The organism is Chitinispirillales bacterium ANBcel5 (assembly GCA_029688955.1).
GTDB classification, from domain to species: domain Bacteria; phylum Fibrobacterota; class Chitinivibrionia; order Chitinivibrionales; family Chitinispirillaceae; genus Cellulosispirillum; species Cellulosispirillum alkaliphilum.
In genome coordinates this window covers 14,369-27,667 of the sequence record JARUKZ010000049.1, presented here as the reverse complement: position 1 = coordinate 27,667, position 13,299 = coordinate 14,369, and the positions used below count along the sequence as shown (strand labels likewise).

Genomic DNA, 13,299 nt, shown 5'->3' with positions numbered 1-13,299 from the left:
AAAAATACTTTCGAGGGGTCGCCTTCAACAATAACTACCGATGGATTCTCCTTTAGATTGGAGCTCAAAAAAGCTGTTTACTCATAACTGGTATATAATTTGCGGTGATGCCGTCCTTACCTCTGTTCATTGGCGAAAAAAGGGGTGATTAAGTCGGATGCTTAGGTGATAAAGGTTGAACGCAAAAAAAAGTTTACTTTAAAAATCAGGTGGTTTATGACAGAACCAAAAATCACTATTCGTAACTGCTCAAAGATATTTGGACCCAACCCGAACAAAGCGTTAAAGATGTTACAGAATGGATCATCCCGTGAAGAGCTTAAAAATACAGGGCACACGGTAGGGGTCTATGATGTAAGTTTTGACATTTATCCGGGAGAAACAATTGTAGTAATGGGTTTGTCTGGAAGCGGCAAATCGACACTCTTAAGGTGTTTAAATCGTCTTTATGAGCCAACAGCCGGAAAGGTCTTTATTGATAAGACAGAAGTAACAGCTTTAGATAAAGAGCAGTTGCGTGATTTTCGAAGAAAAAAGTTTGGTATGGTGTTTCAGCGTTTTGGGTTATTGCCTCACAGAACTGTTATGGCCAATGTTGAATTTGGGCTGGAAATTCAGCAGATTGATCCTCGCCAAAGGCAAACCAGGGCAAGGCATGCAATTGAATTGGTTGGGCTAAAGGGCTGGGAAAACAGTTACCCCGATGAGCTTAGTGGTGGTATGCAGCAACGGGTGGGACTTGCAAGAGCCTTAGCGGTTGAGCCTGATATCTTGCTGATGGATGAGGCGTTTAGCGCACTTGATCCTCTGATTCGTACTGATATGCAAAATGAACTTTTAAGCCTTGAAAGCACAGTACATAAGACCATAGTGTTTATCACCCACGATCTTGATGAGGCGTTGAAATTGGGGGATAGAATTGTGCTCATGAAAGATGGTGAAATCATACAGATAGGCACTCCTGAAGAGATTTTGGTCCGGCCTGAGACCAGGTATGTAAAGCGGTTTGTTGAAAATGTAGATCTCACCAAAGTAGTAACCGCTTCCGATATTATGGTACGACCTCGTCCGGTGGTTGGGTTAAAGGATGGTCCCATGACCGCATTGCACTGTATGAAGGAGTGTGGAGAGTCGTTTGTGTTCGTTGTTTCTAAAGATCAGAAATTTCACGGCTTCGTTTCTGCTGAATCTGCTTCCATGGCAGTAGATGAGGGGAAAAAAGATCTTTATTCCATAATTGAAAATGATCCCCAACAGAGAGTCGCTCCCGATTGTGCTGCAAGGGATCTTATAAAGATAATAGTGGAGATGAAGTATCCACTGGCTGTAGTAGACGAAAAGGGGAAATTGAAGGGAAAGGTTATGCATGGTTCTATACTTGCCGGATTGGCTAATTGGGGAGGTGAGGAATGAGTACTTCTCCACTGTTTAGAATACCACTTGCTGAGTGGGTAGATTCGCTTCTTGACTTTTTAACAGCAACATTGGCTGGTGCTACCAGATCGGTTTCTAACTTTGTACAGAACGCAATCGATTTTGTGCTCGACATCATTTTACTGGTACCACCCTGGGCGTTTATTATTGTAGTAGTGCTTCTTCTATTGTGGCGTACTGGCATAAAACTTGCTACATTCTCGTTGGTCGGTCTTTTTATCTTGTGGAATCTAAATTTGTGGGTACCTACTATGACTACAATTGCACTTGTACTGGTTTCTACTGTCTTTGCGATTGCAATGGGATTACCTCTGGGAGTTATAGCTGCGCTCCATAAAAAAGCGGGGGCAATCATAACGCCAATACTTGACTTTATGCAGACAATGCCCGCTTTTGTGTACCTTATACCCGCTATTCCTTTTTTTGGCTTGGGTACAGTGAGTGCAGTGTTTGCTACGGTTATTTTTTCTATTCCCCCTACCATTCGTTTAACCGCTTTGGGTATCAATCAGGTTTCCCTGGAGCTTGAGGAAGCCGCGGATGCTTTCGGTGCCACAACAGCTCAAAAACTGTTTAAAGTACAACTGCCTCTTGCTACAGCTACTATCATGGCCGGAATAAATCAAACGATTATGCTTGGACTGTCGATGGCAGTTATAGCCTCCATGATTGGTGCTGGTGGTTTGGGTGCTGAGGTATGGAGAGCAATACAGCGACTACAACCGGGGCTGGGCTTTGAGGCTGGTTTGGGTGTGGTTATAGTAGCAATGATTTTGGATAGAATTACTCAAAAAATAGGAACTAAAAAGTCTCCTCCACGTAAACTTCATTAACACATTAGCTAAAGGAGTGTACTATGAAAAAAGGAATTGTTTGTTTACTCGTCGCTTCATTATTAATCCTGGGTTGTGCCCCCGGGGATGATTCGGTGGATCTGGTCTATGTAGAATGGGCAACTGAGATCGCAAGTACAAATGTTGTGGCTGCTGTGCTACAGGAAGAGATGGGGTATGATGTGAACCTTACCTCCGTTAGTGCGGCCGCTATGTGGGAAGCAGTAGCGACGGGTGATGTCGATGCCATGGTGGCAGCATGGTTGCCAACTACCCATCAACAGTACCTCGAGAGAACACAAGACAGAGTTGAGAATCTTGGACCAAACCTGGAAGGAACAAGAATAGGGCTGGTAGTCCCCGACTATGTAGAGATCGAAAGTGTAGGTGATCTGGTTGATGAGGCAGATCGTTTCAATAACCAGATAATTGGAATTGATCCTGGTGCTGGTATTATGTCTGCCACCGAAGAGGCTATTGAAGTCTATGACCTGGGGGACGATTTAAATCTGATTGAGGGGAGTGGTGCTGCTATGACCGCGACTCTTTCCGGTGCTATCGAAAATAATGAATGGGTTGTGGTTACAGGATGGACACCACACTGGAAGTTTGCGCGATGGGATCTTAAATACCTCGAAGACCCCGAAAATGTTTATGGCGGTGAGGAATTCATTGCAACTATTGTACGGCAAAACCTTAGTGAAGATATGCCTGAAGTTTATCAGTTTTTGAATAACTTTAACTGGACTCCCGAAGACATGGAACAGGTCATGATTTGGAATGAGGAAACAGGTGCCGATCCATATCAAAATGCTGTAAGGTGGATTGAAGAAAATAGGGAAAGAGTGCAGGCCTGGATTCCTGATAACAATTAAGAGTGTAGGTAGAAATTTTAAACATAATGAGATAATACAGTATACACAAACAGAGACTGTAAAAACTAATTCTTTTCAATTGATAGCGGAGTGTGTATGTTTAAATCTTTTAAAATGCTTATATTACTGAGTGTATCCTTCCTTCTTGTATCTTTTGTCAGCGTGAGCGCACAGGAGGAGGACGGTATATCCATTGGTGGCGCATTTCGTTATAACTTCTTTGTGAGAATGTACGAAAGTGACCTGAATGTCGGTGATATACAAAAAACCTGGGACACCTGGCGTCTCAATGTATCGGGGCTGATGGACGGGTTTTTGTTAGACTTTGAATACCGGTTCTATCCTGTGGGTCAGGTACATTTTATCCAGCGCGGTTGGGTTGGTTACCGTTGGAACGACAATACACAACTTGAGCTTGGTGTTACCCAGGTACCCTTTGGCAATCTTCCCTATGCATCACATAGTTATTTCTTTTCTACAGCTTACTATGTAGGTCTGGAAGATGACTATGATATGGGAGTGAAGGTTACACATACCGTAAACAATTTTGATTTGGCACTTGCTTACTTCATTCAATCTGAACCCCACGGAACTACTGCGATTCCTGATGGTAATCCCGAGGCGGCCAGATACTCTTATGACCTCATACCGGTTGAGGGGCAGTCCAATGAAGAGCGCAATCAGGTAAATGCCCGGGTGGCTTATAATTTACCCCTGGGGTTATTAGGTGGTCTGGAAGTTGGGGTGTCTGCCCAATACGGACAAATCTTTAACAGTGTAGTTGCAGATGAAGACGCCTGGTCAGATCGCTATGCTGCTGCATTTCATATTGATGCTGATATAGGGCAGTTTAATCTTCTGGCCAACACGATCTTATATAACTATAACGCAGTTGATGACCAGGGTAACAGTCTGGAAACCGTTACCAAGGGGGCTTATGGATGGCCCTATAGTATTGCATCAAAGGCAATGATGTACACTGTAGGCCTGGCCTATACACTGCCCTTTCAAATCGGACCTGCAACGGTTACTGTTTATAACAACTACACCTTTACGGACAAAGACAACGATCAGTTTGAAAATACTCAGCAAAATGTTCTGGGTGCTTCAGTTGGTGCAGGACCGATTTTTGCCTATATCGATCTGGCTTCAGGGTATAACCATCCCTGGTTAACCGATTTTTTCGGTGTTGGGCTGGATGAAGGGCAGCAGGATCCTCAGTGGAATCATCGACTCAATATCAATTTTGGGTACTATTTCTGATATCGCTTAGATATGATCTGAAACAGCTTTGCACTATCTGATTCAAGTACCGGCTCATTCCTCGGCAGCGCATCAATTCAGTTCCCCGGGCGCAAGTCGAAGGGCTGAGCCGGAGCAAAGCTGTCCAGTAAATTCGCAAACCGACTCCGGCTCTGCCTTACCCCTATTACGAACACAAACAACTTAAAAACTGTTACAACGAAATATTCACTCCGGCGCGGCTTGCGGGACTAAAAGGTAGAACTGTTTTTCCGGAAGGACAATCTGCCTGTAGGATTTTGTACCTGAGATGAAACAAAGAGAGACATATAAAAGCTACTCTTAAAAAGTATACCCTAAGGAAAAATGAAAAGCCCCTGAACTTTCATCTGGTTTTCGATCTATTTTGTGTCCATAAAGAAGCCCAATAGGGCCAATGGGGGTGATATATCTGAGCCCCAGACCAGCAGAGGAGCGAAACTGATCTTCAGAAATCGACCGAAAATCATTTTCCAGCCTGCCGATATCACCAAACGCTGTTAGTTCGATGTTGTAGCCAAGCTCAAAGCGGGCTTCTATGCTGGCAGAGAGCATTGCTGTACCACCGCTGGAGTCGGGATGAAAGAGGTTTTTGTCGAAACCCCGGATATTCTGTGTTCCGCCCAGATAGAAGATCTGGTCGGTTGGAACGACTGCATCCTCACCAAGGGGATGAATATAACCACCTCGAATAATACCGGCCAGTGTTAATCGAGACAGTGGTGTTATGTATCCTCTTGCTTCTGACTGAATCTTCACAAAATCATCCACTTCGCTATCGATACTCTGGGATATGTCAACTGAAGAGCCAAACAGGACACCTCCGCGCGGACGGGTAAAGGAATCTCTGCGGTCATAGGTAAATGATGGTTTCAGGACAACTATATTTCGGGGTCGGTTGTCACGGCTAAAGTCATTTAAGGTGTCGGGAACCTCTCCATCATCTGTAGAGAGGCGGCGACGTTCGTAAGTTGTACCAAGACCAAGATTGGTAAATCTGCCAATCGAATAGCTAATTACACTTGAGATACCATAGGCTGTGCTTGTCCAATCGAGATTAAGCTCAGAAATACTTTCACCATACACTCCAAACTGTGCCCGCAAATCGGTACCAAAGAGACGCGGCTCCATCAACCCCAGTTCACCTCTGTGACCAATCTGGCTCAATTCACCACTTATCGAGGCATCTTTATTGAGCCCAAACATATTGCGGTTACCAACCTTTGCACTGATAAAGGGGCCCTCATCGGACTGAAACCCGGTACTAAAGGAGCCATAGTAGGGCGGTACTTCTGCTACCTCAACAAATACCTGCACTGTGTCCCATCGTTCCCGCAAACCTATGGTCCTGAAACGGGTAGAGCTGAACAGTTCAAGATCTCTGAGTCGGTTTTGAGTATCGACAATGTCCTGTAAAGAGAGCGGGTCTCCTGGTGAAGCGCGCAGCTCTCGGTTGAGTACAGTTTCCTGTGTTTGGAAAGCACCGATATAGCGCACATCACCCATAAAAACCTGTGGACCTTCAGTGATGCGAAAATCAACATCGGCTTTGGTACTATCACTGCTCATCTGTGCAACCGGGGTAACTTCAACGTGTGGATAGCCCTGCTCTGCAATCAAAGCCTGTAACGTACGGGCGTTTTGATTGAGGAGTGCACTGCTGAATATGTCTCCCTTTTTTGCGGTTATAGCTTCATTTACATCGATTTCACTAAACCGTTGAGCATCAACGGTGACATCGTTTAGTATTGTCTGTTTCCCTTCATCTACATTTATGGTAATGACTGCAGAATTATTCTCCACCTCGACATCCGATGATACCTGCGCGTTAAGAAAGCCCCGGGAGATATAAAGCATATTTATGGCAACCACATCCTCCTGCAGTACATCGGGGTTATAGGCCCTTCTTGAAGCTCTGCCTCTGTCGACATGTAACATCTGTCCGTAAACAAGATCTTTATCTATACTGTTTACTCCGTTAAGAATAATTTGAGAAACCGTTGTGCGCGGTCCTCTGTTGATATCGAAATACACGATCCGTTCGTTATACCGACTTCGTTCTACGGTGGTGTCCGAGTACTCTACTGTAGCATCGAGAAACCCCGATTCCCTCATACGTCGGTGAATAGCCCGCGTTGAGGTCCTTAAACCGAGATTGTTGCGGTTGCCGCTTTCAAAAATGGTGATATCATCCTTAAAAACTCCCCGGCGATATCCACGATCCCTTCGGGGTGAAAATTCTATTCGGTACCGGTCCCCTTCAATTATATCCAATACAACATTTACCGAGTGATCTGAAGAATCCATTATTACAGTCTTTCGGATCTCTACGTCTGCGTACCGGTTAGCCCTGTAGAGCTCAGTAAGGGTTGTTATATCTTTATTAAGATCTGCTTCAAGGAAACGTCCGCCGCTTCCGGGAAAAAAAGAGGCGCGCCAGGTTCTCATTCTGAGTTTCAGGCCCAGATTCGAGGCCGCATCATTGCCATTGATCTCAATACTGTTCAGGCGATAGTAATCACCAGGTTCTACCATAACATTGAGCACCTGCCCTTCACCGGAACGATGGGTTTCTGATGTAATCTCCACCTGGGGAGAAACAAAGCCTTCTCTTAGATAAAGTTCCCTGATCAGAGAATCCTGTTGTTTCCGTACATCGTGGTAGAAGATATCACCGGGATAGGTATTCATTGCCACTTCTACTTCGTCGGCAAATAAAGGATGGGCTCCTGTTACGCGGATATCTCTTACATACTTTGCAGGTTTAAGCAGAAACATAACATGCCCTTTATCCTCTGTGACCTCAATGCTTTCAAAGAGACGACAGGCATACAGCGCATCGATAGATTCATTTAAAGTAGAAGAGTCAAGCGGCTGGTTGGCTTTTAGAGTAATCAGCTTTTGTGCGGCGTTTAGTAGTTCATCTGAATCGTGAGTTTTCTCAGTAAGCTTATAGGAGACACTATCAACCATCTGCTCAGAAGCCACTGAAGCAACGCTACATAGAGAGAGAATCATTAGTACTGTCAGAAAAATGGATCGTCTCATCTATCGTGCCTCCCAGATAAGACGTAATTCACCGCCATAAATACCCCTTGTGTCCTGAAACGCGCCAATAAGTAAATTTTGAAGAATTCTAAACTCAGCAGCCGCACGCTGCACGATCTCTCCTTCCCTGGATTCAACTGTGTATCGTGTGCTTAATTGCCTTGTAAATTGCTTGCCCATTGTAACAGCTATCCTGTCGGACTCTTCATCCAACTCATCACCTGTTTCTACTTCGAAAATGTCAAGACCAGTAGCTCTTCTTATATCATCACCAAAGGTTGAAGCGATAAGTGAAGCAAGAATTTGCTGATTAGTCTGCCCAGCCGTGCCGCTTGCTCCGGGCAAAAAGTTATCCTGCAGATCTCCGATAGTTTGACCCAGAATAAGAAGAGAGAGAATGTCCTGATCCTCAAGAGTAGGGTCGTTACTGCCAAGTTGAAATATAAGATCATCCAGGGTACCTGATATTTCAAGCTGTATAATTCTTTCATCCACAGGCACCACTCCCCTTATATCAATTCTCGGTTCGATAGCATAGGGGTTAACAAAATCTATCACTCCCCTCCTGACCTCAAATTCGTTTCTCAGATAGGTGACAGTACCTTCACGAACATTTGCTCTGCCGTTAAGAGCCGGAGCGTTAAGAGTGCCCATTAACTGAAGGTCGGGGATAATGGTCAGATTGGCCAGGTTGTTATTTACTCTAAACGGAGCCCGTGCCTGAATACCTACATCAAAACGCATATTTCTAAGGTATGGCATTTGGATCTCTTGGGGCACATGCCGTTCTCTGCGTCTTCGCTGTCCCATATGTGCCAGGGGATTGATCACCACATCCTGATAGTAGACTCCATCAAGCAGTACAACATCCCCGGATACACGGGTGGTATCGGAATTTCCTGTAACGCTAACCCGTGCATCAACCACAAGATCGAGCATATCGGGCACGGCTACAGGCAAACGTCGTAAAACCACATCAGCCCTCAAATCTGAAGGGCTGAAATCATCCAGCTTTAATTCCCCCCGTACATCAAGAGATCCTTCATCCAGATTACCACGAAGCGACTGAAGTCGAACCGATCTGTTATCTGCCACGATGCGGCCATTAACTGAGTGCAGTCGCTGAGCAATTCCCGGCAAGGTCAAAGCAATATTGTTTAGCCGCACATCACCGCTAAGATCGGGGGCATCGGCCATGCCGGTGAATGAAATATCAAGAACCACATTTCCTTCTATATCGGGAAGCTCTTCGGTGAAATGTCGGCTCAGTGCTAAAGGAATATCTCCGTTGAGGGTCACTTCATGAGGACCTTCAATTAACCCCTGAGCATTGCCACTTAACGATCCTTCGCCAACCAGTGTTATACTGAATTGGGGAACAGTGTATTGATTGTTTTGCACCGACACTCTAAGATCGTTTGTTTCGATAACGGGAATGTTGTCATAACCGACCTTAAGATCGGTGATATCCAGCAGGCCGCTGGTTTGAGCTAAGGAGTCGGTGTTGCCCTCAGCGCTAAGAGCGGCGGTTATCCTGCCCTCAAGGTTCTGACCAGTTAACGCAAGATAGGGATCAAGAAGCAGATCATCAAGCCTGAGGGCCGCATCGAAATCTTTGGTATCGATATTATAGGTAGCAGAAATGTCCCCCATTGCAGTACCTGCTACTCTTGCCAGTTGATCCTTAAAACTTAGTTGAAGCGAGATGTCTTTCACCGGAAGGGATTCTATGCTGATATCAGTTACGTTCAGCATACCATCTGCTTGCGGTTGCTGGTAAGTTCCCCGGGCCTGCAGAGCAAGGGAAAGTTTTCCGTAAAGAGTCTCAAGACCGGTTACCGTGGAGAGTTCATTTAAATCCAATTGGGGGGCCGAAAGCCTCAGATCAAAGGAATCTTTAAGTGCTGCCCATCCGCTTACACTGAGCTCCTGTCCGGGCAGGAGCGCGATTTGAAGAGGCTCTATATAGGCTCTCTGGTTCTCCAGTCTGGTCTGGAGGTGTATTTCTGAGATGTTCTGCTCAGCAGCTGAGATATCGGCTGCGGAAAGTCGGACGTGTCCCCGGGGGTCATCAATCGTACCCTGAACAGTTGCATCGATAGCAACCGTTCCACTAACCGCCTCAATAAAATCATCCAACTGTAGTTTCTCTGAAAAGAGGGCGACATCAAACTCCATCTCACTAACGGGGATAAGCGAACCATTGTGCAGCAGCTGCGTTGATCCGGAGAGCTCAGCTTCGGAATTCAACCTGTTTAGGGTCAGTCGCTCTATCCGCGCTCTGCCATCTCTCTCCAGCCCTGCAGAAAGCAGTAAGCTGTCTACCTGTATATCACCTACCGCAACAGTATCTGCGGTTAAATTGATAACAGCCCTGGGGTGGGTGATATCTCCCCCCAGCTGAGCCAAAAGGGTGGCACTGCCGGAAACACTGTCATCGATACCGCTGAGGTGCAGTACTTCTGCAAGTGATGGAACCGAGAGGCTAAGGTCGGCATCCATCGCACCTGAAGAGATGTTGTAGCCGCCTGAGAGGTCGAGATTGGTGGTTCCAACGTTGCCGGAAAATTCAGAAATATGGACAATTCCCTGCGTCAATGCGGCCGAAAGTGAGATTTGCGCATCCTGAGGCACAGCGTCTGCTGTAGGTTTAAAGTCTGCTACGTATGCCTGGATTGTTGTATTCGCGGCCAATGAATCGGGTTTAATTCCCCTGCCCTCAAGCCTGAGCGAAAGTTGCCCGGCTCCCGAGAGTGTGGGGGCAAAGTGGTGGAGCAAAACATCGTTTCCTGACAGTCTTACATTGTACTTTAAATGTTCAGGTGAGCTCATTTGATCGAGAAAGCCATCAGGAAACAGCTGCCGGGCATCGATGTCACCGGTAAGGTCGATGGAGCCAACATCCCCGCCGATCCTCAATGGTGATAACCTGATGTTTCGGTCTCTGAGGGTAGCATCAACAAGCATCATGTTTACCGGATACCCCCAAATCTCACCACCATCATAGGCCACATTCAGATCGAGGTCGGGATTGGACGCTAAGCCGGAGACGTTCAGGCGAAGCGCTGCATTGCCACTGAGCTCCTTTTCCAGAGCCGCAAAACTTTTTACCTCCTCAAGCGAGAGATCGGAAGTGAGGGTTAAATTTATCAGAGGATCGTTTGCCAGTGATGATGCCCGGCCGCTTAGAGCCACAGCAGACTTTTCTGTGTTGAGTCTGAGGTCCAGGGAATCTAAATCCATCTCTCTAAGTTTGGCCATCAGCTGAAGGTCAAAAATCCGGGTGTTGATTCGGGAATTCTTTAAAGCCAGTGAATCAAAGGCCAGTGAGAGATCGGCTGACATGGCAGGGATTTGTCCGCTGGCAGTTACGCTGAGACCAGACAATTCTATCTCTATGCTGTCCTTTTGTGATGCGAAACGAACCTTTCCGCCGATTATGTCCAGATTGCGTAGCTCCACGGGCACTGGGGCACCAGTTTCCTGTTCGGGTAGCGTATCCTGAGGCTCAGGATCTTTTTCACCCCGGCGAAAGGCATTAAGCAGGGTGAGATTGCCGCTGCTGTCGATCTCGATTACGGTGCTGGGGTGCTCAAGTGTTGCTTTTCTGATCACCACATTTTTTCGTATAAGGCTTATTAATGAAACGTCTGCAAAGAAACGCTCAAAAGCAGCAAGTTCCTGCCCTGAAGGATCCAGAAGCGCAAAATCGAGTAGTTCAACCTGAATTCCAAAGGGAGTGATACGAAGGCGGTCCAGTTTAAAAGAACCGGGTATCGACTCATTCACCCGGGCTATAACATATTGGTGAACAGTGTTACTGTTGATCGCAATGGCAAGAGTGGCAAACAGTGCTACCACCAGAGTTGCTATAACGATCGCTGTAATCAGAATAAAACGTTTCATTGGCTTAAATCTCATGGTCTTAATCACACGCTGTGAGTAGCTAAAAATACATTACGCTCATGTACCTGTTTTTTTGCTTTAACTGGCTAAAATTGTGGTTTTGATTGTGTATCTTTAACCGGACAAATAGAGCCGTTTTAAAAAAACACGCTAATACTGTGCCGGACAGAGGCTGTAACGCGGCTGAAACAGCTGAGATAGCACTCGCTGCGAGCGACAAACTGTGTGACTTAAAGCAGGTAAGCACGGACATTTGTATTCTGTTTTTTACCCCCTTTTTCAAACACTGTTCCAAAAACAGTTATGGGGAAGTTTTCTTGATTGCCTGGCAAAGTGGGTAAAATGATTGTTCATTTGATGGCAGAACTGACAAAAAAACCTAAGCGTGATTGGACATGAGTGTACATATTGGGGAAAATCTCTTAAAAAGAGGGTACGTGTAAGTATGTACAATTACACTATGTAGTAGAAACGGAAAAGACTTATCATACTTTATAGAATGATAACGGAGATATGGTGCAGGGTAGTTCTTAAGCGGGCACAACAATTGCACACACTTTTAACATAATCAAATCACCTTTAGTCTTTCTGATTCGGTACATTCTTACAGCATAGAAAAGAACAGGTTGACTCGCTCCAAGCTTTCTGGTCTTTTTTGACTATACTTTGTTGAAAAAAAGATCTCTTTTTTTGCCATCATAGTTTATATTAATAGAGATATTCCTTATAATCTGATATCCCAAGTACATGAAGTAGACACTTTTTTTAGAGCTGGGTGTGGAACAAAGGTCTGAAGACCTTTTATAGATCAGTCCGAAGCGAACCTCTAAGGCATTGATAATATTATGCTTCACTTACTAACAATGGAGTACATATGGGTAGGTTTTTTAAAGCACTTGTTTTATTACTTGTGGCATTGATTCCTGTTAGGGGAAACTCTCTTAATGAAACAGTCAATGCACTCGTAGACCAAAAAGATTATTTCAGACCAATTGCAACGACTTTTGGAACGCTCACCAACGCAGGATGGTTTCAGAGTGCTTCTGTGGGCAAAGAGTTCTCATTCGGGGTATCGATTCCTATTTCAATTGTATACCTCAATGGAGCAGATCGGGAATACTCGGTAAGATACTATGATGATGGATGCACAACCTGCAGGATTCAGGAGGATCGGGGTGCTGATGTTGACTGCAGAGGGTGCATAGAGGTGCAAAGGGTTTCTACCCCTACTATTTTTGGTGACTCTGAAATCCCGGAGCTCTCTCGTTCGATACTTAACCGTCATGGTAGTGTTATCTCGGTAAATGAAGGGGATACCGGTTTAATTGGTGGTCATCTGCCGGATGTTTCCGTTCTGCCTTACGTTACCCTTCAAACAACTTTTTCCTATTACTATACAGCATTAACCCTGCGCTACATGGGTTTGCCCGAAATAGGTATTTCCGATTTCGGAGATGTAAAAATTGCTTTTCCGGGTTTTGGCATTCATCATGATTTTCAGTACCTGTTGGAAGACCTACCGTTCTCCCTCTCTGTTGCCGCAAATTTCACATGGCTCAACGCTTACTGGAAAACCGGGGAAGATGATGATAATGACATCGTTGGTGAGTTTAATTTAAAGGGACTTTCAAGTTTTGTCGGTATAGTGTCAGGATACAAACCATTGAATTTCATGGAGGTTTTTCTGGAAATGGGATGGGAAAACAGCTTCATACAACCATCCGGTACTCTTGATGTGGATGGAACTCTAATCGATGATGATGACTGGGTGAGATTTAAGGGAAGAAACGGGTTCCGGGCATCATTAAATGTTGCTTTTCCTATTAGGTTTAACCCTGTTATCGGAATGATCGGTGGTTCCCAGTTTGGAAATTTTATAAACATTATTAGCTTTAAGTCTAAAAATTCTGACTAACGCAGTC

Annotated in this window: 7 protein-coding genes; 5 read left to right on the top strand and 2 right to left on the bottom strand. The window is 45.2% G+C overall.

Annotated features, from left to right (window positions below; genetic code table 11):
- The first annotated feature begins 216 nt into the window (after positions 1-216).
- The 4 genes from QA601_17205 to QA601_17190 all read left to right on the top strand — a co-directional run bounded on the left by QA601_17205 (position 217) and on the right by QA601_17190 (position 4,405).
- On the top strand, positions 217-1,413 hold the full coding sequence (locus QA601_17205) for a glycine betaine/L-proline ABC transporter ATP-binding protein (protein MDG5816838.1): 1,197 nt from the start codon (positions 217-219) through the stop codon (positions 1,411-1,413).
- Positions 1,410-2,267, top strand: a complete 858-nt coding sequence (locus QA601_17200) for a proline/glycine betaine ABC transporter permease (protein ID MDG5816837.1) — start codon at positions 1,410-1,412, stop codon at positions 2,265-2,267. The genes QA601_17205 and QA601_17200 overlap by 4 nt, the downstream gene beginning before the upstream one ends.
- 23 nt (positions 2,268-2,290) lie before the next feature.
- Entirely contained in the window at positions 2,291-3,142 is an 852-nt protein-coding gene (locus tag QA601_17195) for a glycine betaine ABC transporter substrate-binding protein (protein MDG5816836.1), read from the top strand.
- Positions 3,143-3,238: 96 nt separating this feature from the next.
- Entirely contained in the window at positions 3,239-4,405 is a 1,167-nt protein-coding gene (locus QA601_17190) for a hypothetical protein (protein ID MDG5816835.1), read from the top strand.
- 321 nt (positions 4,406-4,726) lie between these two features.
- Here the strand turns inward: QA601_17190 and bamA are convergent, their stop codons facing one another.
- Together bamA and QA601_17180 are read right to left on the bottom strand one after the other, a co-directional pair.
- Positions 4,727-7,471 (bottom strand): outer membrane protein assembly factor BamA, encoded by a 2,745-nt coding sequence (bamA, locus tag QA601_17185; protein MDG5816834.1) that lies wholly within the window; start codon positions 7,469-7,471, stop codon positions 4,727-4,729.
- Positions 7,472-11,377: a translocation/assembly module TamB domain-containing protein gene (locus QA601_17180; protein ID MDG5816833.1), complete on the bottom strand. Its 3,906-nt coding sequence runs from the start codon at positions 11,375-11,377 to the stop codon at positions 7,472-7,474.
- Between the two features lie 874 nt (positions 11,378-12,251).
- Here QA601_17180 and QA601_17175 point away from each other — a divergent pair.
- Positions 12,252-13,292 carry a hypothetical protein gene (locus QA601_17175; GenBank protein MDG5816832.1) on the top strand — a complete coding sequence of 347 codons (1,041 nt, stop codon included), beginning with the start codon at positions 12,252-12,254 and terminating at the stop codon, positions 13,290-13,292.
- Positions 13,293-13,299 lie beyond the last annotated feature (7 nt).